At 59.6% G+C, this 26,031-nt stretch carries 21 protein-coding genes and 2 pseudogenes; 16 read left to right on the forward strand and 7 right to left on the reverse strand.

Translation table 11 applies throughout. The annotated features are described in order from the left end of the window. Window positions 1-120 precede the first annotated feature (120 nt). Window positions 121-570: a DUF1801 domain-containing protein gene (locus JVX98_RS07475; protein WP_205236358.1), complete on the forward strand. Its 450-nt coding sequence runs from the start codon at window positions 121-123 to the stop codon at window positions 568-570. A 59-nt stretch (window positions 571-629) separates the two neighbouring features. Here JVX98_RS07475 and JVX98_RS07480 read toward each other — a convergent pair whose 3' ends face one another. Then, window positions 630-1,697 carry an ABC transporter substrate-binding protein gene (locus JVX98_RS07480; RefSeq protein WP_205236359.1) on the reverse strand — a complete coding sequence of 356 codons (1,068 nt, stop codon included), beginning with the start codon at window positions 1,695-1,697 and terminating at the stop codon, window positions 630-632. 77 nt (window positions 1,698-1,774) lie between these two features. Here JVX98_RS07480 and JVX98_RS07485 point away from each other — a divergent pair, with 77 nt between their 5' ends. Continuing rightward, entirely contained in the window at window positions 1,775-2,452 is a 678-nt protein-coding gene (locus JVX98_RS07485; protein WP_043616209.1) for a response regulator transcription factor, read from the forward strand. Continuing rightward, the gene (locus JVX98_RS07490) at window positions 2,449-3,828 is read left to right on the forward strand and encodes a sensor histidine kinase (RefSeq protein WP_205236360.1); all 1,380 of its coding nucleotides are present in this window, start codon (window positions 2,449-2,451) and stop codon (window positions 3,826-3,828) included. Before JVX98_RS07485 ends, JVX98_RS07490 begins: the two co-directional genes overlap by 4 nt. Window positions 3,829-4,281: 453 nt before the next feature. On the opposite strand, the gene JVX98_RS07495 is transcribed toward JVX98_RS07490, so the two are convergent. From JVX98_RS07495 to JVX98_RS07515, 5 genes are all read right to left on the reverse strand, one after another. Next, a complete protein-coding gene (locus JVX98_RS07495; RefSeq protein WP_205236361.1) occupies window positions 4,282-5,307 on the reverse strand; it encodes an ABC transporter permease in 1,026 nt (341 codons plus the stop codon). A 34-nt stretch (window positions 5,308-5,341) separates the two neighbouring features. Then, window positions 5,342-6,883, reverse strand: coding sequence for a sugar ABC transporter ATP-binding protein (locus tag JVX98_RS07500; RefSeq protein WP_192451417.1), 1,542 nt, complete (start codon window positions 6,881-6,883; stop codon window positions 5,342-5,344). Window positions 6,884-7,049: 166 nt separating this feature from the next. Further along, window positions 7,050-7,979 carry a sugar ABC transporter substrate-binding protein gene (locus JVX98_RS07505; protein ID WP_205236362.1) on the reverse strand — a complete coding sequence of 310 codons (930 nt, stop codon included), beginning with the start codon at window positions 7,977-7,979 and terminating at the stop codon, window positions 7,050-7,052. 229 nt (window positions 7,980-8,208) lie between these two features. Further along, window positions 8,209-9,021 carry a TIM barrel protein gene (locus JVX98_RS07510; RefSeq protein ID WP_205236363.1) on the reverse strand — a complete coding sequence of 271 codons (813 nt, stop codon included), beginning with the start codon at window positions 9,019-9,021 and terminating at the stop codon, window positions 8,209-8,211. 174 nt (window positions 9,022-9,195) lie between these two features. Next, complete coding sequence (locus JVX98_RS07515; RefSeq protein WP_205236364.1) at window positions 9,196-10,227, reverse strand: LacI family DNA-binding transcriptional regulator; 1,032 nt, start codon at window positions 10,225-10,227, stop codon at window positions 9,196-9,198. A 168-nt stretch (window positions 10,228-10,395) separates the two neighbouring features. On the opposite strand from JVX98_RS07515, the gene JVX98_RS07520 reads away from it, so the two are divergent. From JVX98_RS07520 to JVX98_RS07540, 5 genes are all read left to right on the forward strand, one after another. Then, a complete protein-coding gene (locus JVX98_RS07520) occupies window positions 10,396-11,487 on the forward strand; it encodes a fatty acid desaturase family protein (protein ID WP_205236365.1) in 1,092 nt (363 codons plus the stop codon). Window positions 11,488-11,517: 30 nt separating this feature from the next. Beyond that, window positions 11,518-11,835 (forward strand): MocE family 2Fe-2S type ferredoxin, encoded by a 318-nt coding sequence (locus tag JVX98_RS07525; protein WP_205236366.1) that lies wholly within the window; start codon window positions 11,518-11,520, stop codon window positions 11,833-11,835. A gap of 48 nt (window positions 11,836-11,883) precedes the next feature. Beyond that, the gene (locus tag JVX98_RS07530; RefSeq protein ID WP_205236367.1) at window positions 11,884-13,110 is read left to right on the forward strand and encodes an NAD(P)/FAD-dependent oxidoreductase; all 1,227 of its coding nucleotides are present in this window, start codon (window positions 11,884-11,886) and stop codon (window positions 13,108-13,110) included. A 48-nt stretch (window positions 13,111-13,158) separates the two neighbouring features. Further along, a complete protein-coding gene (locus tag JVX98_RS07535) occupies window positions 13,159-13,956 on the forward strand; it encodes a 3-methyl-2-oxobutanoate hydroxymethyltransferase (RefSeq protein ID WP_205236368.1) in 798 nt (265 codons plus the stop codon). A gap of 80 nt (window positions 13,957-14,036) precedes the next feature. Then, window positions 14,037-14,837: a sterol desaturase family protein gene (locus JVX98_RS07540; protein ID WP_205236369.1), complete on the forward strand. Its 801-nt coding sequence runs from the start codon at window positions 14,037-14,039 to the stop codon at window positions 14,835-14,837. Between the two features lie 497 nt (window positions 14,838-15,334). Here JVX98_RS07540 and JVX98_RS07545 read toward each other — a convergent pair. Continuing rightward, window positions 15,335-15,552: pseudogene (locus JVX98_RS07545) on the reverse strand (transposase); the annotation flags it as partial. A gap of 56 nt (window positions 15,553-15,608) precedes the next feature. On the opposite strand from JVX98_RS07545, the gene cysC reads away from it, so the two are divergent. From cysC to JVX98_RS07585, 8 genes and pseudogenes are all read left to right on the forward strand, one after another. Next, entirely contained in the window at window positions 15,609-16,229 is a 621-nt protein-coding gene (cysC, locus tag JVX98_RS07550; RefSeq protein WP_205236370.1) for an adenylyl-sulfate kinase, read from the forward strand. A 304-nt stretch (window positions 16,230-16,533) separates the two neighbouring features. Continuing rightward, a complete protein-coding gene (locus tag JVX98_RS07555) occupies window positions 16,534-17,478 on the forward strand; it encodes a UDP-glucuronic acid decarboxylase family protein (protein WP_205236371.1) in 945 nt (314 codons plus the stop codon). Window positions 17,479-17,523: 45 nt separating this feature from the next. Next, entirely contained in the window at window positions 17,524-18,498 is a 975-nt protein-coding gene (gene galE / locus JVX98_RS07560) for a UDP-glucose 4-epimerase GalE (protein WP_205236372.1), read from the forward strand. A gap of 420 nt (window positions 18,499-18,918) precedes the next feature. After that, a complete protein-coding gene (locus JVX98_RS07565; RefSeq protein WP_305876494.1) occupies window positions 18,919-20,235 on the forward strand; it encodes a UDP-glucose/GDP-mannose dehydrogenase family protein in 1,317 nt (438 codons plus the stop codon). Window positions 20,236-20,336: 101 nt separating this feature from the next. Next, entirely contained in the window at window positions 20,337-22,430 is a 2,094-nt protein-coding gene (locus tag JVX98_RS07570; RefSeq protein ID WP_205236373.1) for a glycosyltransferase, read from the forward strand. 26 nt (window positions 22,431-22,456) lie between these two features. Continuing rightward, window positions 22,457-24,586: a glycosyltransferase gene (locus tag JVX98_RS07575; protein ID WP_205236374.1), complete on the forward strand. Its 2,130-nt coding sequence runs from the start codon at window positions 22,457-22,459 to the stop codon at window positions 24,584-24,586. Between the two features lie 22 nt (window positions 24,587-24,608). Further along, window positions 24,609-25,736 (forward strand): UDP-galactopyranose mutase, encoded by a 1,128-nt coding sequence (gene glf / locus JVX98_RS07580; protein WP_205236375.1) that lies wholly within the window; start codon window positions 24,609-24,611, stop codon window positions 25,734-25,736. Window positions 25,737-25,821: 85 nt separating this feature from the next. Beyond that, a pseudogene (locus JVX98_RS07585) lies at window positions 25,822-25,984 on the forward strand (IS5/IS1182 family transposase); the annotation flags it as partial. Between the last annotated feature and the right edge of the window lie 47 nt (window positions 25,985-26,031).

The raw sequence follows: 26,031 nt of genomic DNA on the forward strand, positions 1-26,031 counted from the left end.
TGGGATATTGCCGCCAGCCGGCCCGAGCCTAGGTATGAGGAAGCAACGCCGACAAGGCGAAGACAGGGTTGCGCCGAGCCCGCCTCAAGGCGAGCTCCGGCAGATGGGAGAGTAAATTCGATGGCGAAAGCGACGACAAAGGCGAAAAACGACGACGTGGCGGAAGAGGCCGTTTCCGCCTCCAGTCAGATCGATGCGAGGATCGCCGAACTTGGCGACTGGCGCGGAGCGACGCTCGCGCAGATCCGCAAGCTGATCAAGGAAGCCGATCCTGACATGGTCGAGGAATGGAAATGGCGGGGTGTTCCGGTCTGGGAACATGCCGGCATTATCTGTACCGGCGAGACCTATAAAGCGGTGGTGAAGATGACCTTTGCCAAGGGGGCAGCGCTCGATGACCCGGCCGGTCTCTTCAACGCCAGCCTTGAAGGCAATGTCCGGCGCGCCATCGACATACATGAAGGCGAGGCGATCGACGAAGAGGCTTTGAAGGCATTGATTTTGGCCGCCGTTGAGCTGAATCTCTCAGCGCAGGCCTCACGGTCCGGGCGCCCGCGGAAGACAGTTTAAGGCCGAAGGCTGAAGCGTTTCCGGCTTGGCCAGAGGTGTCGCGCTTCCGTCCACTGCGGTCAATGAAGCCTCAGAACCTCGTTCCATTTGGCAATCAGCCGTGAGCGCTTCACCTGATCGAGGTAGACCATCAGGCCCGGGCTCACAGGGACGGGGCGCAACTGGCCGCCAAGCATCTCCTGCATGGTGTTGGCGGTGTTCTCGCCAGCCACTTCGGGGCTGACGGCCGGGATTTGCAGTTCCCGCGCCATGATCGTCTGGCCTTCCTTGGACATGAAGAATTCAAGGTAGCGCCGGCCGAGGTCGGGGGAGGCGGCGGCCTGCGGCACGAGGCCGATACGCGACATCACTACGGTATAATCCTTCGGCAGAACGATGCCGACATCCGGATGCCGAGCAGCCCAATCGGCCGCATAAGAACCGAGGATGTTGTAGCCGAGCACGAAGCGGCCGTCGGCGACGCGCTCGAGGATTGCTTCACTGGTCGAGTAGAGCTTGACGCCCGCCGCACCCATGGCCTGGATGACATCCCAGATATCGCCGAACTGTTCCTGGTCGCGCGACATGAAGAGGAAGCCGACGCCCGACCGCTCGATGTCATAGGTTCCGATCCTGCCGAAGACGGCGGCCCCCTGGCGCTTCAGGTAATCGATGAATTCCGCGCGCGTCGACGGCGGCTTTTCCTTGGTGAAGCTTGGCTTGTGGTAGACGAAGACGGCGGGCTCGAAGGTCAGCGCATAAGCGGTGTTGCGCCAGTTGGCCCAGGCCGGCCAGCGGTCGCTCATCGGCAGGTCGCTGCGCTGGGCGTAACCGTCGTTGCTGAGCTTGACTTGCAGGTCCATGGCGGAAGAAAAGGCGAAGTCCGCCGTCCTCATTCCGGCGTCGGTCTCCTTGATGATGCGGTCGTAGATTTCTCCGGTCAGCATGTCCTCATAGCGCACGGCAACATCCGGATTGGCCCGCTGGAAACCGATGATCATCGGCTTTGCAAGCGGCTCGTCGAGCGATGAATAGACGACCAGCGTGCGCACGTCCGCTTTGCCGGAAAGAGCTGGGAATATGATGGGGGCCGCAAGGAGCAGCTGGGGATAAAGGGCGAAAAAAAGAAAAGAAATCAAGAACCGCATGAATCCACAATGCCTCAGTGTCGCACCGTTCACAAGCAAGGCATCGGCGGATAAGGTGGTCGGGGGAGTGATGATAATTGCGTATCTTGCTTGTTGAGGACAACCAGGACCTGGCCGAGGGCCTGTCGGCGATCTTGCGCGGCAGCGGCTATGCCGTCGATGTCGTCAGTGACGGTGCGTCGGCGCATGCGGTGGCCGCCACCGAAACGTTCGACCTTGTCATTCTCGATCTCAATCTGCCGGAGATGGATGGCCTCGATGTGCTAAGGGCGATGCGCGCGCGCCAGAACCGCGCTGCGGTCTTGATCCTGACGGCGAGGGGCGCACCTGAAGAGCGGATCAAGGGGCTCGACCTCGGCGCCGACGACTACATGATCAAGCCGTTCGACGTCGGCGAACTCGAGGCGCGCGTGCGCGTGCTCTTGCGCCGGCAGGCGGGCCTCAGGGCCTCGACCGTCAGCTATGGCAATGTGTCGCTCGATCTCAACACGCGCAGCTTCTCGTCCGGCGGCGCGCCGATCGAGATCCCGGCACGCGAACTCGGCCTTCTCGAGCTTCTGTTCATGCGGGCCGGCAAGGTGGTCGCCAAGGACGCGATCATGCAGTCGCTGACCGGCTTCGACGATGATCTGAGCCCGAACGCGATCGAGCAATATGTCAGCCGGCTGCGCAAGCGGCTCGCGCCGCATGGGCTGACCGTGCGCACCGCCCGCGGCATCGGCTACTATCTCGACAAGGCGGCCGGGCCGGAATGAGGACGACGGTCTATTCCCTCCGCCGGCGCCTGCTTGGCTGGCTGTTGATCTCGACGGTGGTCATCGGGGTCATTGCACTGATGGATACCTACCGCGAGGCGGTGACGACCGCCAACGTCGTCTCCGACCGGGTGCTTGCCGGTTCGGCGCTGGCAATCGCCGAGCGCGTGGTCGTCGCGGAAGACGGGTCGCTCGAAGTCGACATCCCCTATGTTGCGCTGGAAATGCTGACGTCGGCCGCGCAGGACCGGGTCTTCTATCGGGTCGACGGACCGCCCGGCCAGTTCATCACCGGCTACCAGACGTTGCCCTCGCTGGTGGAGGAGCCGGGCGCATCGACCACCTTTGCGGATTCGATCTTCCGCGGTGAACCGATCCGCATCGCGGCCCTTCGCCGCTCCGCGTCAACCGGCATCAATTCCGTGCCCTTCGTGGTCACGGTCGCCGAAACGACGATCGCGCGCCGACATCTGGCGCAGACGATCCTGGTGCGCTCGGCGCTCCGCCTCGGCATGATGATTGCAGGTGCGGCGGTGATCGTCTGGATCGCGGTTACGTTCTCCTTGCGGCCGCTCTACAGGCTGGGTGACGCGATCTCGGAGCGCAGTCCGGACGATCTGCATCCGATCGGCGAGCGGGTTCCGAACGAGGTCCAGGGCCTCGTCGATACGGTCAATTCCTTCATGGGGCGTTTGCAGTCGGCGCTCGATGCGCTTCGCAATTTTACCGGCAATGCCAGCCACCAGCTGCGCACGCCGCTCGCCATTATCCGTACGCAGCTCGCTCTTGCGCAACGCGCCGGTTCGATCGAGGAGACGCGAAGTGCTGTGAAAAAGGCCGACGAGGCGGTCGCCAATGCCGAGCGCATTCTGGGGCAGCTGCTGCTGATGGCGAAGATTGATGCTGCCGGCAAGGACGAGGCCCGCTCACTGGAGCGCGTCGATCTCATCGAACTCGTGCGGGAGATAACGGCCGAACACGTGCCGGCGGCCGGGGACGCGTATATCGATCTCGGCTTTGACGGCGAGGGCGAGGCTTTCATCCGCGCCGAGCCGTTGCTTATTGGCGAGCTCCTCAAGAACCTGATCGGCAATGCGTTGCTTTATGCCGGCCGCGGTGCGGAAGTGACGAGCCGCGTCTTTGCGCGGGACGGGTCGGTGTCGCTGGAGGTGGAGGATAATGGACCGGGCATTCGGCCGGAACTGCACGAGACGGTGCTCAGGCGTTTCGAGCGCGGCGGCACTGATGCTCCGGGCTCAGGGCTCGGGCTGCCGATCGTCGAAGAGATTGCCGAGCTTTACGGCGCGACGACCAACCTCAGCGAAGGTGCTGACGGCCGCGGCCTCAAGGTGACCATCCGCTTTCCAGAGGGCTAAGCACGAATAGGCTCTACCCGGCGCCGCCAAATGCGGGCCGGTTGAGCGAAAGCCATCTGCGAGCGGTCAGGCGACACGCTCACGTGGCTGGGGCAATTCAGTCTTTTTGGGTCTTGCTTAGCGGCCGCGGTGGCCGAAGAAGGAAGCTGTCTCGCGGGTCTGTACCCGCAGCATCGCGTTCCAAAGCTGAAGAACGAAACGCGGCTGAAACGGGCTCGCAAGCTTGCACTGCGACAACATGGGAAGTCTCCAATAGTTTTGAACGCCTGCGATATAGTGCATCGCCAAGGATTTTGCCAGAGCGCGTGCGCCGGGGCAGCCCTGCGCGCCAAGCATATGTGGAAAACGGCTTGAGCCTGGCGATATAGCCTTCTGAACAAAATAAAATGCCGGGATGACTTTCGTCATCCCGGCCAGTTGGCTTCACTGGGAGGAGGGTATTCCTTTTGGGACTCAGGCCTTCTTGCGGTTCTTCTGTCGATAGACGTCGATGACGACAGCCGCGACGATGATCAGGCCCTTGACGATTTCCTGGTAGTAGGCGTCGACCCGAAGGAAGGTGAAGCCTGAGGTCATGACGCCAAGGATGATGGTGCCAATGACCGTGCCGGTGACCCGGCCGACGCCACCCGTCAGCGAGGTTCCGCCGATAACGGTCGCGGCGATCGCGTCCAGTTCGTACATAACGCCCATGCCGGCCTGTGCGGTCTGGGCACGGGCCGCGGTGACGACACCAGCCAGCCCCGCCAGCATGCCGGCAATGGCATAAACCTTGATCAAATGCGCCTCGACATTGATGCCGGAGACACGGGCTGCCTGCACATTGGCGCCGATCGCATAGGTGAACTTGCCGTAGCGGGTGTAGCGCAGCGCGATGTGGAAGATGAGCGCGACGACCAGGAAGACGATGACGGGCCAGATGCCGGTTCCGATGAAGTTGAACTGATCGGTGAGGCCTGAGACCGGCTGGCCCTTGGTGTACCACTTGGAAATGCCGCGTGCCGAAACCATCATGCCGAGCGTGGCGATGAAAGGCGGGATCTTGGTGCGGGCAATCAGCTGGCCGTTGATGAAGCCGGCGAGCAGGCCGATGCCAATGCCAAGGCCGATCGGGACGATCGCCGGCATGTCGGTGAGCGATGGATAGAGCGCGCGCGGCCAGGTGGAGGCCTGAGCGACGCTTGCCGAAATCATCGCCGTCATGCCGACGACGGAGCCTGAGGATAGATCGATGCCGCCGGTGATGATGACCTGGGTCACGCCGACGGCGATGATGCCAATCACGGACACCTGCAGGATCATGATCGTCAGGCGCTGTGGGTTCATGAGGAAGCTCTGGCCAACAAAGATCCAGCCGAGGATCTCATAGACCAGCGCGATGCCGATCAAGACCAGGAAGATGTTAAATTCCGGAGGCAGGCGGCGCTTTGTGCCGGTAAGTGGTGTGCCCGCGCCCTGTGCGGCGATGTTGGTGTCCATTTTCATTCCTCCCTTTCGTCGGGTGGCTCTTCGCTCAGCTCGCGGCGAGCTCCATGACCTTGATCTGGGTTGCTTCCGCCCTGTCGAGGAAGCCGGTGACGCGGCCCTCGTGCATGACCATGATGCGGTCGCTCATACCGAGCACCTCGGGCATCTCCGAAGAGATCATGATGACGGCGACCCCGTTGCGCGCTAGTTCGGTGACGAGACGGTGAATTTCCGCCTTGGCGCCAACATCAATGCCGCGTGTCGGCTCGTCGAGGATCAGGATGCGCGGATTTGTGAGCAGCCAGCGGCCGATCAACACCTTCTGCTGGTTGCCGCCCGAGAGGTTCTCGATGCGCTCCTGCAGGTTCGGCGTCTTGACACGCAGCTTTCGGCTCATCTCTTCGCAGGCCGCGGTGACCTGTTTTTCGGTGACGAAGCCGCCCTTGACGAAGCGGTCCTGAAGCACGGCGATCTGCATGTTTTCGAGAATATCGAGGATCAGGAGACAGCCGGTGTCCTTGCGATCTTCGGTGAGAAACGCCATGCGGTTCCTGATCGCCTTGTTCGGGCTGTCGATCGAAAGGGGCTTGCCGTCGATCGAAATCGTGCCGGAGCTTGCCGGCGTTACGCCGAACAGGGTTTCGGCGACGTTCGAGCGTCCGGAGCCGACGAGGCCGGCAATGCCGAGGATTTCGCCGGCGCGCACGTCGAAGGAGACGTCGCGGAAGACGCCGTCAAGCGCCAGGTTCTTGACCGACAGGACAACGTCGCCGATCGGCACTTCCTCCTTCGGAAACATCTGGGTGATCTCGCGACCAACCATCATGCGGATGATGTCGTCGCGGGTAACGTCGCTTGAGGCGTGGGTGCCGATAAACTTGCCGTCGCGGAAAACCGAGAACTCGTCGGCGATCTCGAACAGCTCGTTCATCTTGTGGGTGATGTAGACGATACCGATGCCCTGTTCGCGCAGGTCGCGAATGATTTCGAAGAGGTGCGCGACTTCGCGCTCGGTCAGGGCAGACGTCGGCTCGTCCATGATCAGGACGTCGGATTCGTAGGAGACCGCCTTGGCGATCTCGACCATCTGGCGGTTGGCGACCGAGAGGTGGCGGACCTCGATCTCCGGATCGATCTTGATCTTCAGGCGATCGAACAGGCGGGCGGTGATGCGCTTCATCTCGCCGTGATCGACGAAGCCAAAGCGGTTCTTCGGTTCCCGGCGGATCCAGATGTTTTCCGCTACCGTCATGAACGGCATCAGGTTTAGCTCCTGATGGATCATGGCGATGCCGTTTTCGAGCGCATCGAGCGGCGACTTCAGCCGGATTTCGGCACCTTTAAGCTTCACGTCGCCCTTGTCGGGCGTGTAGATGCCCGCGAGGATCTTCATCAGCGTCGATTTGCCGGCGCCGTTTTCGCCCATCAGCGCATGTACCGTGCCGCGCTTCAGCTTGAACTCGACATCGTCGAGCGCGACGACACCAGGGAATTCCTTGCGGATCCCTTCCGCAGAAAGAAGATATTCGGCTTTGGGTACCGCGCCGCTGGCGCGCACGGCTGCCATCGTTGTCGGACTGAGCGTCATGTTCCTTGCCTCCCCGTCGTTTCCGGCTGTCGCGGAAAGTCCTCATCGCTGGCGGGTGACCAGCTCATTTTACCGCGTACGGCATCCAATGGACGCAGAGATTTGCGGTCGGACCTGCAATTTATAAACGAGAGCGCGGGGTTTCCCGCGCTCTCGATTGCGGCGATCAGTTCTTCGCCTGGTACTTGTCGAGGTTGTCCTTGGTGACGAGCTCGAAGGGAATGTAGACCTTCTTGTCCACCGGCTCGCCCTTTGCGAGCTTCAGTGCGGCGTCGACCGAGCCCTTGCCCTGGCCGGCGGCGTTCTGGAACACCGTGACGTCGAGATCGCCGGCGGCCATGGCTGCCAGAGCGTCCTGCGTTGCGTCGATGCCGCCGATGACGACGCTATCCATCGAACGACCGGCGGCCTTCAGCGCCTGGATCGCGCCGATCGCCATTTCGTCGTTGTTGGAGATGACGGCGTCAAACTCAAGGCCGGCCGAAAGCCAGTTCGTCAACAGGTCCGAGCCCTGCGTACGCGACCAGTTGGCGGTCTGCTCCTCGACGATCTCGATGCCCTTGCACTGGTCGGTGGTAAGCACGTCGTGGATGTCCTTGGTGCGCATGCGGGCCGCCTGGTTGGACAGTTCGCCCATCATCACGACGGCCTTGCCCTTGCCGCCGAGCATCTTGCAGATTTCCTGCGTCTGCAGCGTGCCGGATTCCTGCTCGTTCGATGCCACGAAAGCCTGCTTTTCCGGCAGCGTGTCGACGTTAACCGGTTCGCGGTTGACGTAGACGAGCGGGATGCCCGCATCCGCAGCGATCTTCGACATGGCAGCCGTCGCATCGGTATCAACCGGGTTGACGATGATCGCGGTCACGCCAGCGGCGATGAAGTTCTGGATCTGGCTCTGCTGCTTCGACACGTCGTTCTGCGCGTCTTCGATCTGGAGTTCGACGCCATCGAGCGTCTTGGCGTAGTCGGACATGCCGTTACGCAGGACGGTCAGGAAGTTGTCGTCGAAAAGGGCCATGGATACGCCGATGGTCTCGGCATGGGCTGCGGTCGACATCATCACGGCCAGCGCTGTGCTGAGCACGAGTTTCTTCATTGTCTTTCTCCTCCACAATGGTGCCCGGCGCCACCTTCTCCTGCCGGGGACGCAATGCCGGATTGCGCTCATTCATTTCGAAAGCGGCACTCCCGCTGCGCTTTCGAATAAAACGGAATAAACGAACCAGTAAATTGCGATTACGGAATATGTATTCCATTTTATGCGGACGCCGTCAAGACCTGATGCGGCGCCCATTGTTGATTTGCCTGCCTCGCGCCGGAGATGCTCAGATCTGGCTTTGGATGTAGTCCACGCTCTGCCTGACCGCCGCGGCGGGATCCGCCAATCCATGGACTTCGGCGGCGAAAGGCTCAAAGGAGAGCGGTCCCACATAACCTGCCGCCCGCAGGCGCCCTATCTGTCCGACATTGTCGAGCAGATCGCTTTGATCGACTAGGACACGGTGCGAATCACGCAGATCCGAAACGGCCACCCGTTCATCGGTGACGCCCGAAATGTGGATGAGGCCTGTCATCTCGGGATAGACGGCAGGCTCCCCGGCGAGGTGGTGGTGAAACGTGTCGTGTACGAGGCGGAAGGTCTTCTCACCGTCGACGGCCTTGATTGCCTCAACAGCCTCCGTCTTCGAGCGTAGCGAGCAGATCTCGAAGCCGAGCGGTTCGACGAGACCGATGATCCCGGCCTTTTCGAGCATCGGCTTCAGCGCCGACAGTGTCTTGCGAAGATTTTCCTGGCGCTCGCCATCGGCCTGGCCGGTGCCATCGTTGACGGGAACAAGGACAAGGGCCTTGGCGCCGCAGTCGCGCGCATAGGTGATGAGTTCTTCGGCTTCGACCTGACGCGCCTCGTTCCATTCGTTGAAACGTTGAAGGGCATTGATCGAGATGATCGTGATGCCGTGACGGCCGGCGAGTACGGCGACATCCTTCGCCGGCGTCCCGTCGAGGATTGCGTTGCCGGTCAGATCGTTGCGGATTTCGACAGAGTTCATGCCGAGCGATCTGGCGAGTTCGAAAAATGCGCCAAGCGGCAGGCTCGGCGTCGTCATGTGATTGAGGGCGAAGGGCAGGGCGGTCACGGGAATTTCTCCTCCAGTGGGATGGCTATAGGTTATAAATGGAACGTTCATTCCATTTATAACCTTGCGGACAATTCACCAACTGTGGGAGCGCAGTCAAAGCGCGCAACGCGCAAAGGTCTTGCATCCCTGCAGGATTGCCTTTCGTCAATGATGGAATTCCATCAGGATCCGCTAGATATTCTCCGGCGTAAAAAGATCGAAGGGAAGGAAAGTTTGCCCCGGCGCCCCGGTCGGGCCTTTGTCGATCGCCTGGATCATCAGGTTGATCGTTTCCCGGGCGAGGGCTGCCGTCGGGGTCGATATCGCCAGTGTCACGGCATCGTCGCCAAGGGCCGCACGGGAATCCGGTGTCAGCTCGTTGACGACCGCGATCAGTTTCCCCTCAAGCCTTTCCTCGCGGATCGCCGAGATCGCCCCTTCCATACCGCCGCCGCAGACATAAAAGCCGATCAGGTCCGGGTGGCGCTGCAGCAGATTGAGTGTCGCTTCATGGGTGATCTCGGCGGTGTCGAGGTTGACCATCGTATCCAGCACTTCGAAATCGGGTGCGTGTTCGCGAAAATAGGAGCGAAAGCCGATCTCCCGCAGCTCGTGGCCGAGAAAGCGATGGCTGCCGACGAAAGCTGCGACCTTGCCGGGACGTTTGGCGGCCTTGGCGATCATCCACGCGGCTGTGCGGCCGACCTTGTGATTGTTGAGGCCGACATAACCCTCGCGGACACCGGCGGCAAAATCCGAAAGCAGGGAGAAGACCGGAATGCCGCGTTCCTTGAGTTCCTCAATCGCGGTGGTCACGGCCGGGTAATCGGGAGCGACAAGCGCGATGGCCTGGTTGCGGGCTGCGGCCGCCCTAAGCTTTTCCGTGATAGCCGATGGCGTGGAGTTCGCGACGAAATCGACCTGGGCGAAGACGCGGGCATGCGACAGCGACAGCGCCGCGTTTTCGATTTCCTTCGCCACCGTTTGATAGAAAGCCTGCTCCGGCTTTTGCAGCACGAAGCCAAGCCTGTATTGCGGCAGGTCCTCAAAGACGCGCTGCCGGATCAGGCCCACGGCGTGATAGCCGATTGACTTGGCAGCCTCATAGACGCGGCGCGCGGTCTCTTCCCGCACGGGGTGGCGCCCGTTGAGTACGCGGTCGACGGTGGCGACGCTGACGCCGGCAGTGCGCGCAAGGTCGGCAATGGTCGGACGGTTGCTCATTGCGTCTCCTGATAGGTTTGCATCACGCGTGAAATGCGAATGATGACATCATTTGAGAGAATATATCATTGCTGCATTGAGGCCTGGCAAAAGTCAACCTATCGTCATTGCACGACATGAGACGTCGCCGGCCGGATCGGATCGGACCGGACCGCGGGAGGAGCGCAAATGACGATGATGCCGACGAAGCGAGACTACAGCCTGCTTGGCCGGGATGCCCAGGCGGCCGTCGCCAACGGTCTCTCCGCTGCGGAGTGGTACCACACCGACATTCCGCGCAAGCAGATGAAGGAGCTGATGAAGCGCGAGGATGGACCGGCCATTCGCGATACCGCGATCTGGCTCGGCTGTCTCGTTCTGTTCGGTGCACTCGGCATCATCTTCTGGGGCACGTGGTGGGCGGTCCCGTTCTTCCTTGCCTATGGCGTTCTCTACGGTTCGGCCTCCGATAGCCGCTGGCATGAATGCGGCCATGGCACGGCCTTCAAGACGATGTGGATGAACGATGCCGTCTACCAGATCGCCTGCTTCATGATCATGCGCAATCCGGTCACCTGGCGTTGGAGCCACACCCGCCACCACACGGATACGGTGATCGTCGGCCGGGATCCCGAAATTGCCGTCATGCGGCCGCCGGATCTCCTTCGCCTCGTCCTCAATTTCTTCGGCGTGCTCGATGTTTGGCACGCGATGATCGATATGGTGCGCAACACGTTCGGCATCATCAGTCCCGAGGAAGCGACGTTCATCCCTGAAATGGAGCAGCCGAAGGCGATCCTGGTCGCGCGCATCTGGTTTGCCATCTACGCCGCAACGATCGCTGCCTGCTTCTACCTCGGCTCGATCCTGCCGCTGATGCTGATTGGTTTACCGAGGCTCTATGGCGCCTGGCACCACGTGCTGACCGGGCTGCTGCAGCACGGCGGTCTTGCCGACAACGTGACCGACCATCGGCTGAACAGCCGCACGGTCTATATGAATCCGGTGAGCCGCTTCGTCTATTGGAACATGAACTACCATGTGGAACATCACATGTTCCCGATGGTGCCGTATCACGCGCTGCCGAAGCTGCACGCCATGATCAAGCATGATCTGCCGGAACCGAACCCGTCGATGCTGCACGGCTACCGAGAAATGATCCCGGCCTTTCTGCGGCAGTTGCGGAACGAAGATTACTTCCTGAAGCGCGAGCTGCCGGCGACGGCAAAGCCCTACCGGGAAGAATTTCACAGCGACGCGATCGTGCACGCTGCCGAATAACCAACGAATGCCAGGAACTGGGAGGAAATCATGAGCGGAAACTGGGTTGAAGTCTGCGCAGCGGACGAAATCGACGAGGAAGATGTGATCCGTTTCGATCACGACGGGCGCACCTTCGCGGTCTACCGCAGCCCCGACGACGAATTTTTCGCCACCGACGGGCTCTGCACACACGAGCATATTCATCTCGCCGATGGCCTCGTGATGGACGACATCATCGAATGTCCGAAGCACAACGGCCGCTTTAACTACAAGACCGGCCAGGCCAAGGGCGCGCCCGTTTGCGTCAACCTAAAGACCTATCCGGTGAAGGTCGAGGCGGGAAGCGTGTTCATTGCGCTGAGCTGAAGCCGCTCTCGAGAAATTGGGCTCGCCGCGGCGGGCAGGGAGGTTGAGATGGGTTCCATCGTCATCGTGGGCGCCGGCGAATGTGGCGCAAGGGCCGCCTTTGCCCTCAGGGAAAAGGGGTACGACGGGAAGGTCACACTGATCGGCACGGAACCGCATCTTCCTTATGAGCGGCCGCCTCTTTCGAAGGATGGTCTCAAGGCAGGGGGCGCAGCGAAATATGTCGCCGATGCCGAGCGCTACGCGGCAGCAGGCATCGAAGTGCGTACGGATACCTCGGTTGTGGCCATCGATCGCGCCGAAAAGCGCGTGACGCTCGCAGACGGAAGCAGCATCGCCTATGACCGGCTCTTGTTGACGACCGGTGCGCGTGCTCGAACGATCCCTGGGATGGATGAAGCGTCGCGCCGCATCCGCACGCTTAGAACCCATCGCGACGCTGAAGAGATCCGCCGTGAACTTTCGCTCGGCCGCAAGCTTGCGATCATCGGCGGTGGATTCATCGGTCTGGAGCTCGCGGCAACGGCGCGCGACTTGGGTGCTGCCGTTGTCCTGATCGAAGGGCTGTCGCGCATCCTTTCGCGTGGCGTGCCGCAGCAGATTGCGGCTGTCGTTGCCGCGCGGCATCGCGCTGAAGGCGTCGACATACGGTGCGAGGCACAGATTGAACGTATCGACGCGGACGAAAACCGTGCGCGGATCGTTCTTGCCGGCGGCGAGACAGTCGAGGCCGACCTTGTCGTCGTTGGCATCGGTGCGGTCCCGAACACGGAGCTTGCAGCCGAAGCCGGTCTTTCGATCGAGAACGGCATTGCGGTCGACGCAACGCTGCAAACCAGCGATCCGGATATCTATGCCGCCGGCGATTGCTGCTCTTTCCCGCTCTGTCACTATGGGGATCGCCGGATACGCCTCGAGGCGTGGCGCAATGCGCAGGATCAGGGAACGCTCGTTGCCGGCAATCTGCTCGGCGCAGGAGAGGCGATCACCAGCGTGCCGTGGTTCTGGTCCGACCAGTATGATCTGACGTTGCAGATCGCGGGGCTTGCCGAGGGTGCTGCAACGACCGTCAGGCGCGAACTTACCGACGATGCCTTCATTCTTTTTCATCTCGACGATACCGGTCGGCTGCTTGCGGCCTCCGGCATCGGCCCGGGCAATGCGGTGGCACGCGACATTCGGCTTGCCGAAATGCTGATTGCAGCCGGAAAGCGGCCGGATCCGCAGGCGCTCATCTCGCCCGAAACCAAGCTCAAAGCACTCCTCGCCGCCTAGCGTGAGCGGCAAATCTCGTCCTGTTTCCATGATTTCCGGAGCCTTCTCATGAAAAGCCACCGTCCGACCGTTGCCGATCTCCAGTCGATGAAGGGCAAGCGCCAGCTCACCATGCTGCGCGTCGAAACACTGGATGAGGCCGAAGCGGCCGAAACCGCCGGCATCGATCTCGTTTCCGTTCCCCCGACGCTCTTAGGACCGGAGTTTCGCGAGGTTGCGCCGACCTGCTTTGCCTTTCCGGGCCTCGAATATGGCGGCTACGTCACGGCGGAAGAGTACATGCGTGCAGCCTTCAAGGCGCTAAAGGCCGGCGGTGACGCGGTCTATTGTGCTGCAGGGCTTTCCACCGTCCGGCGGATGCGAGAGGAGGGCATTCCCGTCTGCGGCCATGTGGGTCTCATCCCCTCGAAGGCCACCTGGACCGGCGGCTTTCGCGCCGTCGGCAAGACCGCGGCGAGTGCGCTCGAGATCTGGCGGCAGGCCAAGGCGCTTGAGGAAGCCGGCGCCTTCGCGGCGGAAATCGAGGTCGTTCCGGGAGATGTCGCAGGGGCCATCAGTGCCAGAACGTCGATGCTGATGCTTTCGATGGGAGCGGGGGCCGGCTGCGACGCCCAATATCTATTTGCCGCCGACGTACTCGGCAGCAATCGCGGCCACGTGCCGCGTCACGCCAAGACCTATCGCAACTTTGCCGCCGAATACGACCGGCTTCAGCGCGAACGGATTGCCGCGTTCTCGGAGTTTGCCGAGGATGTGCACTCGGGCAGGTACCCACAAGAGGGACACCTTGTCGGAATTGACGGCACTGAACTGCGCGCATTTCTGGCCGACATCGAGCGCGCCTAGAGCCGTATGACTTGCGCGGGAGAGGGTGCTTGGTATAGTCCACGCGCCAATTCAACTTTCTTTCCGCGACGGATTACGATTTGAGCGCCCTTCTTCAGGACAGTCTCACCTTTGTCGGCTTGCTGGCAGCGATTTATGCAGCGACGGTGGCGCTGTACTTCATCCTGGGCTACGGCATCACCTGGCTCAACGACCGTAACCCGGAACGTCGCATCCAGAAGGGGCGGCGCGGCGAGAAGCGCAAGGCCATCGAGATCCGCCAGAGCATGGCCTCGATCCTCGTCACCTGCACTTCGGTCGCAATCGGCCTTTTCGTACAGTACAAGGGATGGACGCTGTTTTCGCCCTGGGAGTTCAGCTGGTGGACGGCCGTTCCGCTCTTCGTGCTCTGCATGGTGCTATTCGACGCCTGGTTCTATTTCGCCCACCGGCTGCTGCACACCAAGTTCTTCTATAAGTACCACCTCCTGCATCACCGCAGCGTCGCGCCGACGGCCTGGAGCAACGATTCGATTGGCCTGGTGGATACCGCCATGAGCCAGGGCTACTACGCCGTCATCACCTTCCTGGTGCCGTTCCCGCCGATCATCCTTTTGGCGCACCGCCTTTTCGACCAGATCAACGGCACCTTCGGCCACGCCGGCTTCGAATATTTCGCGTCACGCACGGCGCGGTATCCTTCGCCGATGCTTTGCACGACCTATCACGACCAGCACCACGCCGAATTCAAGTACAACTACGCGAACTATTTCTCGTTCTGGGACCGCGTGATGGGGACGGTCGCGCCGAATTATGATCAGAGGGTGGAGGCGTTTGAAGGGGAGGCGCCGGCGCTGAAATTGCGAAAAGCATCAAATGTGACGGGAGTGGCCGAGACTTAATGGGGCCGGTTGAGGCCGCGGGCGTGGGCGCCCCGCTCCTATTAGTGTAGACCGAAATCAGCGGCTTTGCGGCGCATCTGCCGGTTCTCGGTGTTGGAGGCGACGCCGGAGTGCACCGACTTTGTTTGTCTCCGAAGGGGCCTCGCTGCCCAAAAACTGGACAAGATATCGTTCGAACAGATAGGGGAGCGCTGTCACGTTTGCCAACAGCGACGATGGTAGGGCTGGTCCTGATGCTCTCCCGGATAACCCTGGTGAGGTGTTTGCCGGTGGGGAAACCACTTCGGCGATCCGGCGCGCCAAAGGAGGGTAGGGGGCGCGGCGAGGCCGAAGCCCTGGCACGCCTCGACGCCCGGAGCTAACCCATACATTGCATCCGCGGGCAGATCGAGAATGTCTTCGCCCGCCGAAAGCGAAGCTGTGTACTTCGCCACAAGCAATGGCGAGGGCTTGCCAAGGCGACCGTCTAAATCCGCATCGCGCGTCGCTTACAGCAGCCACCCGCCCGCCTTGGCCCATCGGTTGTAGCGATTGTAGACCGTCGTGTACGGGCCGTAACGCTCTGGAAGGTCGCGCCACGGCGAGTCGTTCGCAAAACGTAGAAAATCGCGTTCAGAACTCGCCGATCATCCGTTCGTGCCACACCGCGTGGTTTGTTGGGAAGCAGCGGCGCGATCAGCGCCCACTCCCGATCTGTAAGGTCGAACCGTGCGATTCATACTCCTGCCCAGGAGCTTGAATAACGAACCGACCTCAAAGGGAATTCCATTTATGAGTACAGAACCTGGAGCCTACATACATCCGACCGAGGTAAACAAACGGTCCCGTGCGGCGCTAATGGACCAGAAGCCAGCAACGCTTTGGTTCACTGGCCTCTCGGGGGCTAGAAAATCGACAACTGCCAACCATCTCGAACAACTGTTGCACCATGACTGTCACCATACAGTATTACTTGACGGCGACAATATTCGGCATGGACTGAACAGCGACCTCGGATTCACAGAGGAGGACCGTATCGAGAATATCCGCCGCATCGCAGAGGTGGCCAAGCTTATGACTGAGGTCGGCCTGATTGTCCTCGTCGCGTCAATTTCGCCATTCCGCTCCGCGCGCCAGTTCGCGCGCAACTTGATGGAACCCGGTGAATTTATCGAGATCTTTGTTGATGCTCCCTTGGAGGAGTGCGTTAAGCGCGATCCTAAAGGTTTGTACAAGCAAGTACTTTCTGGTGAGATTGCACACTTCACCGGCTTCGGATCGGATTATGAACCGCCTGAGCGTCCGGAATTACATCTACGGACGACAGAAGCGGGGCGAGCTGAACTAGCGGAGGAAATTGTCGCGTTCCTCAAAGGGCGAATCTATGGAGATAAAACGCCCGAGGAACTCTAGGAGCTGAATATGCTGGACTGAAGAGAAATATGTGCGATCCTTATCGTTTACCAACCTTCGCCGGTTGAGTTCCAGCGGGTCCTGCACTGTTTCCGGTTGGGCTCGGAGCCGAGCGGTTCCTGAGTGCAAAGTGAACGAAGTAGATAAACGTAAGATTTCCGCTTTTACTATAGAACTATGTTCTCCACCCGCCGCAGACAATATTGGTTTCATCGCCGGGGATTGCGTTCGTTCTCCGCGTTGACAGGGCGGTGCGCGTCTGCGTAATACAGCGCCCATCGTTGCGGTCGAAGAGATTTTCAATATGACAGAATTGCGGTCTGCGCTGGTCACTGGTGGCGCTGGTTTTCTAGGTACACATGTGTGTGGCCGACTTCTTGCTGAGGGTTTTGAGGTCGTCTGCCTCGACAATCTGTTGACGGGACGACGGAAGAATTTCCGCCCCTATATCGAGAACCCAAGGTTCACCTTCATCGAGGGTGACGTTCGTGACGCTCTGCCGGACCGTGCGTTTGACGAAATTTGGAATCTGGCTTGCCCGGCTTCGCCGCCCCACTATCAGGCGGACCCGATCGGCACCATGATGATCAACATCCTGGGGATGAAGAACGTTCTGGACCTGGCGGTCAAACACGGCGGGCGTGTATTCCAGGCTTCCACCAGCGAGATCTATGGCGACCCTGAGGTGCATCCGCAAAGCGAATCCTATCGCGGCGCTGTAAGCACGACGGGTCCGCGCGCCTGCTACGATGAGGGCAAGCGCGCGGCTGAGACGCTGTGCTTCGACTACCACCGCAACCACGGGGTCGAGATCAAGGTCGTCCGCATTTTTAACACCTATGGTCCGCACATGGACCCGAAGGACGGACGGGTTGTCTCCAATTTCATCGTCAGCGCGCTTAAAGGCGAGTCGCTGCAGCTTTACGGCGGCGGCACCCAGACTCGCTCGTTCTGCTATGTCGATGATCTGATCAACGGCTTCTTCAGCCTAATGCGGTCGGATGCCTCGATCACGGGTCCGGTGAATATCGGTAACCCCGGTGAGTTTACCATCAAGGAACTGGCCGAACTCGTCCTCGAAATGACGGACAGCAAATCGCCCCTCATCGACAAGCCTTTGCCCAAGGACGACCCGCTCCAGCGACGGCCGAATATCTCGTTGGCGAAGGAAGTTCTCAATTGGGAGCCGAAGGTGCCGTTGCGTGAAGGCCTCAAGAAGGCCATCGCTTATTTTGCAACCGAAGCGTGATCCGTACGATCGGCCGATGATGGCCGGAAGCCAAGGGACGATCTTATGACCAATATACTCGTTGTAGGTGGCGCAGGCTATATTGGCAGCCACGCCTGCAAAGCCCTGCATCGTGCGGGCTATACGCCAGTTGTTTATGACAATCTGGTCTACGGCCATCGCGATGCCGTGAAATGGGGCCCGTTCGAGGAAGGCGACATTCTGGACGGCGACCGCGTCGATCAGGTGTTGAAGCAGTACAAGCCGGCTTGCGTCATGCATTTTGCGGCATTTGCCTATGTCGGCGAATCCGTCACGGACCCGGCTAAGTATTACGCCAACAACGTTTCGGGTTCCCTGTCTCTTCTCGACGCGATGCGTCGCAACGACGTCGGGAGCATCATCTTTTCCTCGACATGCGCGACCTACGGCGAAGTCAGCGAACTGCCGATTTCGGAACAAACGCCGCAGAAACCTGTCAACCCCTACGGGTTTACCAAGCTGGCGGTCGAGCACGCGCTTCATGACTACGGGCGCGCGTATGGATTGAAGTGGGCTGCGATGCGCTATTTCAACGCCGCCGGCTGCGATCCGGAGGGCGAGATTGGTGAGCGGCACGACCCAGAGACGCACGCAATTCCGCTCGCTGTTCTTGCTGCCATGGGTAAGGGCGAATTCAGCGTGTTCGGGACGGACTACGATACGGCCGACGGTACAGCGGTTCGCGATTATATACACGTATCGGATCTGGCTGAAGCGCATGTACTCGCCATCGACTATTTGGCAAAGGGCGGCGCGAGCGCTGCTTTCAATTTGGGGACGGGGCGGGGCACTTCCGTCAAGGAACTACTGACTGCTGTTGGCGATGCCGTGGGCTCGCCTGTGCCTGCCAAATTCGCGCCGCGAAGAGCGGGCGATCCGCCGATGCTTTACGCATCGGCGAGGCGCGCGCGGGATGTGCTCGGTTGGCAGCCTCGTTTCACCGAGATTGGTGCCATAGTCAAGACAGCGGCTGACTGGTTCGTGCGCCATCGGTCGTAAGAACTGTGCGTGCCGACAGTATCGCATAGCTGTACTGAAAGGCGACAACTTCGGCGTGCCTGGCGCGGTAAAGCGTTTGTTTGCGGCGCGCATACCACTGATGCGAAATCGTGGAGGTCTTTTACTGCCCGCAGGTGTATCTAGCCGCGGATATATTTGAGGATGATCTTGCCGAGTCAGCTTTCAGCGGTTGACATTTGCGCTGTTGGTTAATAGGGCGTTGTCCGTATTACCCACGCTGCAATCGGAGCGTTGAATCGATGCGAGGACTTTGAGATTGAGTGCAACGATTAGTTGCTGTTGACGGCTAGCGTACGGCGAGAAAGATGCGTTTCGATGTCGATTTTCGCCCCTGTCAAAGTTGATATTAGGCGTTTTTATCGGTGGCGCTTCGGGCGCGAAAGCAATCAGGGAATTATTATGAGTGTGAAAATTACGATGGTCGGCACCGGCTATGTCGGCCTTGTGAGCGGCGCCTGTTTTGCCGACCTCGGACACGACGTAATTTGCGTAGATAAGGATGAGCGCAAGATTCGCATGTTGCTCGAAGGCAAGATGCCGATCTATGAACCTGGCCTGGACGAGTTGGTTCATCGCAACGTCGATGCAGGTCGTCTCCGCTTCAGCACCGACGTCGCGGCAAGCGTCAAAGACCGCGAAGCCGTATTCATCGCCGTTGGCACACCAACGGAAAACGGCTCCGACCGGGCCGACCTCAAATATGTCTACGCTGCTGCCGGAGAGATTGCGCAGGCCGCAAATGGTTTCACCGTTGTGGTGACGAAGTCGACTGTGCCGGTCGGAACCAATGCGCAAGTCTTTGACATCAGCCAGAAGAACGTCGCTTCCGGTGCGCGAATCGCCGTCGCCTCAAATCCTGAGTTCCTGCGGGAAGGCGCCGCCATCAACGACTTCCTGGAACCGGACAGAATTGTCGTGGGCGTCGAGGACGACGAAGCAAAGGCCGTTATGCGGCGGATCTACGCACCGTTGCTTCTGCACGGCAACGTACCGCTGCTGATAACGGGCATTCAGACAGCCGAGCTTATCAAATACGCGGCGAACGCTTTTCTGGCGGTAAAGATCAGCTTTATCGACGAAATGGCTAACCTGTGTGAGGCTGTGGGCGGAAACGTCGAAGAGGTCGCGCGTGGCATCGGTCTGGACAAGCGAATCGGGCCGTCGTTCCTGAACACCGGCCCGGGTTGGGGCGGCTCCTGTTTCCCGAAGGATACTCGTGCGCTGCTGGCAACCGCCAATGATGCTGGCGTTCCCTCCCGTATCGTGACTTCGGCCGTCGACGCGAACAGCGCTCGCAAGATTGCCATGGTCGATCGAATTGCCAAGGCGTGTGGGGGCGAGCTGCGTGGCAAACGCATCGCCGTGCTTGGTCTTACCTTTAAGGGGCAGACTGACGACATGCGTGAGAGCACCAGTCTTGTGGTGCTGCCGGAGCTTCTGCGGCGCGGTGCGCGACTGACGGCCTATGATCCGTCCAATCCGCATGAAGCACAGCACTACCTGCCGGAAGTCCAGATGGTGAAGACCGCCGAGGATGCGGCCGAAGGCGCTGACGCGCTCGTTGTGCTGACAGACTGGATGGTCTTCAAGACTTACGATCTGAAGGAACTGTCGAGCGTGATGGCCTCGCCGAACATGATTGACCTGCGCAACCTTTTCGATGAGGCGGAGGCGACCGCGGGCGGCTTCGTGAAATATTCGTCGCTCGGCCGCTGATCAGTCTGCGCAGAAGACGAGAAGGAAAACGGTCGGATTTTGGTTGGAGCCGCAAGTCCCCGCCTACTTTGGCGGTGGCCGAGCTTGTAGGGAAGCTGTAGTTGCATCATTGCATTGTAACGCCGGATTTCATTGGCCCCATCAAGAACGGTGGGATCGGCACCCACTGCTACTGGCTGGCACGTGCGCTCGTGGCCAGTGGAAGGGCCGTCACGGTCCTTTTCACTGGCCCGGTCCAGGTTGAGGACGCGCCGCATTGGCAGAAGCACTACGCCGATCTGGGAATAGAGTTCGTTCCTTTCCTTGAGGTGTGGCAGCGCAAATATCCGGTGCGGACGTTTCCGTTGCAGGAACGCAGCCTCAATATCTATCACTATCTTTGCAGAAGATCGTTCGACGCGATACATTTCCAAGACTGGCAAGGAAATGGCCTCCACACTGTGCGGGCGCGTCATGTCCTTGGGGAGTTTCTGGCCACCAGCTTGACCGTGACGCTACACTCTAACACCCGGTGGATCGCGGAAGGCAATGGCCGATGGTACGGCGAGCCTCTCGCAGATGCGATGACTGCCTGGGCCGAGGCCTATGTCGCGCAACATGTCGACTTCGTTTTCAGCCCTTCGCAGCATATGCTCGACTGGGTACGTCAGGCCGGATGGAAACTGGCTGGCTCGGCGGACGTCATTCCATACACCTTAGGGGCAGTCTCGACGGCTGCGCCTATAGAGGCCGAGCCCGGTGTGCTGGCTTTCTTCGGGCGCTTGGAGACGCGAAAAGGGCTCGAAGTCTTCCTGAGGGCGCTTGGTCTGTTGTCGGAAAGCGACCGGCAAAAGGTCCGGAAGGTGTATTTCGTCGGCAAGAGTGGCCGGACTGCACTCGGCGAAGGCGCCAATCTGGTCGAGACCGAAATGCGAAAACTGGGTTTGCCTTTTGAACTCAAAGCGAGCCTAGACAGTGCGGGCGCCGTGAACTTTCTGAAGAAGGTTAGGGCAAGCGTATTCGCGCCCTCGCTTTCGGACAACTACCCGTTTTCGATTCTGGAGGCCGGTATCGCCGGGCTTCCGGTCTTTGCCTCCCGAGTTGGCGGTATTCCAGAAATATTGAATGCCTCCAATCTCTACGCCCCGATGCCTCGTGATCTCCGCGACACGCTCCGCGCTGTTTTGAATGGCGAAAGCAGGGGGCTGAGCCTTCTCTACGAGCCGGAAGCAGCCGCCGAAGGCTGGCGCCAGGCTATGGTTCGCTCCGAGGAACGCGCAGCAGAGCGCGCGCAACGTCCGAGCCAGCTATCAATTGCCTTGCCGCGGATTTCCATCTGCGTGCCTTATTTCAACTATGGTGCGTATCTCCCAAAGCTGCTTGAGAGCTTGCGCAGGTCGACCTACCGCAATTTTGAGATCATCGTCGTCGATGATGGGAGCACGGATGAACGTTCCCGCCAGATTTTCGACGAACTCAAGTCCGCTCCGTCGGAGGGGCTCGAATTGATCTTTAACAGGCACGGCAACTCCGGTGTTGGCGCGACTCGGAACTTCGCCGCATCGATGGCGACCGGCGATCTGTTAGTCTTCATGGATGCTGACAATCTCGCCAAGCCTGAGATGCTCGCGACTTTCGTTGCGGCAATGGCGCGTTCGCAAGCGGATATCGTCACCTGCCACTTTGATGCCTTCAGACAGGACGACGAACCGAGCGGGGAGCAGCATATTCATCACGTTTATGCACCAGCTGGTCCGGCAGTCGAAGTTGGATGGAGCGAGAACGTTTTCGGTGATGCAAATTTTTGCATTCGCCGAGAGATCTTTGATGCGCTTGGCGGGTTTGGCACCGAGCGGGACTCTTCGTGGGAGGATTGGGAGTTTCTGGCGCGCGCGGCGCTTGCCGAGTACTCCATCGAAGTCGTACCGCGCTCGCTGTTTTGGTATCGTTATACGGACGAGGGATTCAGCCGGAACACCAGTCCGTATAAGAATCAAAGACGCGTGCTAAGAGCCTATGAACAGGCGGTCGGCGGTGCGGCTGCGGCCTCTATCAATGTCATGCGTCAGGTCGCGCTTAGGTCGGATGGGGCCGTTGCTACACCTGCGGGGCGGATTGCGGGCCAGATCGCAGATAGAATCTACACCAAGCTGGGTTCGCCGAAAGGCAAGCTCGCGGTTCGCGCTGAGGCGTTCTTCAAGAAAATCCTTAGATAAGGTTTGGAAGCTATTTGGAGCACATTATGATACGCGAAAATAGTTTCACGCCGAGGCAAGTTTGCATCGTGACGCCAGATGTGATCGGTCCCATCAACAATGGTGGTATCGGCACACATGTTTATCATCTTGCTTTGGAGCTGGCGACGGTGCACAAAGTGACGATTGTCTTCACGGGACCAATCGAGCACTTCAGCGCCACTCATTGGAGCGAGTTTTACAAGAAAAAATCGATAGAATTTGTTCATCTGAACGAGATGGTCGACGCCGATGTCGTGGCGCATACTGATTGGTTCACGCGGCGCTCTTATGTCGTCTACCGCTTTCTGCGGGAACGCGACTTCGACTTCGTTCACTTCCAGGAATGGCAGGCCAATGGATTGCTTTGCATCATGGCGAAGCGGTCGACGGAATATTTCCAGAAAACGACACTGACGGTCACGATGCACTCCAGTACGGAGTGGATCCATGAGGGGATGAACAAATGGGTGGAATGGCCACTGCCCGACGCCAAGCTTGAGTGGTGCGAGCGCTATTGCTGCGAGTTTGCGGACATCCTGATCAGCCCGTCCGATCATATGATCGCATACTGCCGGGAGCGCAGATGGCAACTGGCAGACGACCTGCGGACGCTACGCTACTGCTTTGACCAGAAGCGATCGGAAGCACCCTATGAGCCGTTGCCGGGCGTCTTTGCCTTCTTCGGGCGCCTTGAGACGCGCAAGGGACTGGAGATCTTCCTGGGGGCGCTGGAGGCACTGGACTACGCCGAAAGGCAAAAGATCCGTAAGCTTATCTTCCTCGGCAAGAATGGCCAATTGACTGCCCGCGGGACAGATGGTGTTGCCGGCATCCGCGAAACATGCGGGAAACTGCACATCTCCTTCGAAATTCGCACGGAACTCGACGCACACGCAGCCATAGATCACATTCGCGAGAGCCGGGCGACAGCCGTCATCCCCTCTCTGGTCGACAATTATCCGTTCACGATCCTCGAAACGCACATGTTCGGGGTGCCGACCATTGCGGCGAGCAGCGGGGGCATTCCGGAGATGCTCGGCGATGACCGCTTGTTTGAGCCCACGGCGAAGGCCCTTTCGAGTAAGCTCAAAGAAGTCCTCGGCGGGGTCCTGCCGCAGTCGCAAGGCAAGTATGACCCGAAGGTTGCCGCCCAGACCTGGCAGGCCCTGCACCAGGAGCCGGTCAAGCTTGGCAAGCGCAAGGCGGCCGAGGTGGCCGTCCGGGAAGAAATGCCGCTCGTCAGCATTTGCGTGCCCTACTTCAACTATGGGCAATTCCTCGAGCAGACGGTTTTGACCCTGAAGCGCTCCACCTACAAGCGCTTCGAGGCGATCATTATCAACGACGGAAGCACCGACCAAGCTTCGGTCGACAAGTTTGAGGCGCTGCGCCAGAATCCGCCGGATGACCGCTTCATGTTCATCTCGAAGGAAAACGGCGGTATCGGTGCAGCCAGAAACTTTGCGGCAAGCCACGCCAAAGGCGAGTTCCTGATATTCTGCGACGCCGACAATTGCTCCACGCCGGAAATGATCGAGGAGTTTTTGATCGGGATCTACATGACCGGTGGCGACGTGGTCTCTTCGCACTTCAAGGCGTTCGACCAGGACGTTTTCTGGCCCGGGGACGATACGCGGATCCTCTACCGGTACATGCCGATCGGCCCGGCACTTGAGGTCGGTATGCTCGCCAATGTCTTCGGCGACGCCAATAGCATCATGCGGAAGTCGGCGTTTGACACTGTTGGCGGTTTCCAAACCGAGCGGCACACCTCCTGGGAAGATTGGGATTTGCTCGCCCGCCTTTGCCTGGCGGGTCATCAGCTCGATGTCTGCCCAAAGGATCTCTTCTGGTATCGCCACACTGACGCCGGCTTCAGCCGCAACACAAGCGAATATCAGAACAACCTTCGGGTCTTGCGCGCTTATGCGGACTACGGCCCGGTCTACATGCGCCCTATGCTGAAGAACGTTTTGATCCCCTACCACTTTGGCTTCGATCGCGAGCACCAGAAGGCGAACCGCTTCATGGCTCAGCTCAACAAGTATTTGATGAAGCCGATTGCCCAACCGGTCGGACGCAAGCTTTTTTCGGCCGTGCGCGGCCTCGTCGCTTCCGGGTCGAAGCGCAAGTAACAGATGAGAAGGTAAAAACGTCGTGAAGAAACACTATGATTGGTTGATCGTCGGCGCTGGCTACACTGGCGCAATCATTGCCGAACGCTTGGCGACCCAGGCTGGGAAAACGGCTTTGGTGATCGACCGCCGCGACCATATCGCCGGCAACGCCTATGATCGACGGAACGATGCCGGTGTGCTCTACCACCAGTACGGTCCTCACATATTTCACACCAACTCGCACGCCGTTGCCGACTATCTTTCCGCCTTCACCGAATGGCTTCCGTACGAGCACCGGGTTTTGGGCATGGTCGACGGCAGAATCATTCCTATCCCGTTCAACCTGACTTCTCTGGAAATCCTGTTCCCGAAGGCGGAAGCTGAGCGATTGGCAAAGATCCTGATCGAGGCCTACGGTATCGATCAGAAGGTGCCGATCCTGAAGATGCGGGAAAACCCGGTGCAGGGCGTTCGCGATCTCGCCGATTTCATCTACAAGAACGTCTTCTATGGCTATACGACAAAGCAATGGGGGCTCGAACCCGAGCAATTGTCCCCGTCCGTTACGGCCCGTGTTCCCGTGCACATTTCCTATGACGACCGCTACTTTCAGGACAGCTTCCAGAACATGCCCAAGGAGGGCTATACGAAGATGTTCGAACGTATTCTGGCGCAGCAGGGAGTCAGCGTTTCGTTGAACACGGATCTCGCGGATCTCGGTAGCGAAGTCAGCTATGATCGGTTGCTTTATACGGGAGCGATCGACGAGTATTTCGACTACGTCCTCGGCGAACTCCCGTATCGCTCGCTCGACTTTAACTTTCAGACCTATCGCCAGCAACGGCATCAGGCCGTTGGTCAGGTCAATTACCCCGTCAGCCATGACTTCACGCGCATTACGGAGATGGGGCATTTGACGCAGGAATGGTCCGACGTTACCACAGTGGCGATCGAATACCCTGTCGCTCACGTGCCCGGCAAGACGATACCGTACTACCCGATCCCGCGGGACGAGAATCAGGAGTTGCATAATCGTTACGTGGCCCTCGCGGAAAAGGACGCAGCCAACGTGTTATTTGCCGGTCGACTTGGGGATTATAGGTACTACAACATGGATCAAGCCGTCGGTCGAGCGCTGGCTTTGTTCAACAAGTCCATCGTCGCTTGAGTGTGGTAGCAGTGAGGGTTGGCGCGATAGCGTCCAGCAGACCGCGTTAGGGGGCGCTCAGATGATCGGCGAGAACCTCGAGTTGATCGTGAGCGTCCGGCGAAGGCATTTTCGCTTGGCCGAGAGGCCGATATTATAGGCCGCGTTTCATCTCGTCTGCCATAATGCGTTCGACCACAGCCGGATCGCATTGTTCATCGACGAGAAACTGGCGGATTCCACCATCCCATGTCCGTATGTCGGCGTGAAGATTTTGGAGCTCGTCCACGCCGTTCTCGGTCGGGCCCTTTGTGCC

It is taken from the genome of Ensifer sp. PDNC004, assembly GCF_016919405.1.
Lineage (GTDB): Bacteria > Pseudomonadota > Alphaproteobacteria > Rhizobiales > Rhizobiaceae > Ensifer.

What these genes read in the sequence shown, in the direction of transcription:
- JVX98_RS07475 (WP_205236358.1), top strand. Translation starts at nt 121, where the DNA reads ATGGCGAAAGCGACGACAAAGGCGAAAAACGACGACGTGGCGGAAGAG.
- JVX98_RS07480 (WP_205236359.1), bottom strand. Translation starts at nt 1,697, where the DNA reads ATGCGGTTCTTGATTTCTTTTCTTTTTTTCGCCCTTTATCCCCAGCTG.
- JVX98_RS07490 (WP_205236360.1), top strand. Translation starts at nt 2,449, where the DNA reads ATGAGGACGACGGTCTATTCCCTCCGCCGGCGCCTGCTTGGCTGGCTG.
- JVX98_RS07495 (WP_205236361.1), bottom strand. Translation starts at nt 5,307, where the DNA reads ATGGACACCAACATCGCCGCACAGGGCGCGGGCACACCACTTACCGGC.
- JVX98_RS07500 (WP_192451417.1), bottom strand. Translation starts at nt 6,883, where the DNA reads ATGACGCTCAGTCCGACAACGATGGCAGCCGTGCGCGCCAGCGGCGCG.
- JVX98_RS07505 (WP_205236362.1), bottom strand. Translation starts at nt 7,979, where the DNA reads ATGAAGAAACTCGTGCTCAGCACAGCGCTGGCCGTGATGATGTCGACC.
- JVX98_RS07515 (WP_205236364.1), bottom strand. Translation starts at nt 10,227, where the DNA reads ATGAGCAACCGTCCGACCATTGCCGACCTTGCGCGCACTGCCGGCGTC.
- JVX98_RS07520 (WP_205236365.1), top strand. Translation starts at nt 10,396, where the DNA reads ATGACGATGATGCCGACGAAGCGAGACTACAGCCTGCTTGGCCGGGAT.
- JVX98_RS07525 (WP_205236366.1), top strand. Translation starts at nt 11,518, where the DNA reads ATGAGCGGAAACTGGGTTGAAGTCTGCGCAGCGGACGAAATCGACGAG.
- JVX98_RS07530 (WP_205236367.1), top strand. Translation starts at nt 11,884, where the DNA reads ATGGGTTCCATCGTCATCGTGGGCGCCGGCGAATGTGGCGCAAGGGCC.
- JVX98_RS07535 (WP_205236368.1), top strand. Translation starts at nt 13,159, where the DNA reads ATGAAAAGCCACCGTCCGACCGTTGCCGATCTCCAGTCGATGAAGGGC.
- cysC (WP_205236370.1), top strand. Translation starts at nt 15,609, where the DNA reads ATGAGTACAGAACCTGGAGCCTACATACATCCGACCGAGGTAAACAAA.
- JVX98_RS07555 (WP_205236371.1), top strand. Translation starts at nt 16,534, where the DNA reads ATGACAGAATTGCGGTCTGCGCTGGTCACTGGTGGCGCTGGTTTTCTA.
- galE (WP_205236372.1), top strand. Translation starts at nt 17,524, where the DNA reads ATGACCAATATACTCGTTGTAGGTGGCGCAGGCTATATTGGCAGCCAC.
- JVX98_RS07565 (WP_305876494.1), top strand. Translation starts at nt 18,919, where the DNA reads ATGAGTGTGAAAATTACGATGGTCGGCACCGGCTATGTCGGCCTTGTG.
- JVX98_RS07575 (WP_205236374.1), top strand. Translation starts at nt 22,457, where the DNA reads ATGATACGCGAAAATAGTTTCACGCCGAGGCAAGTTTGCATCGTGACG.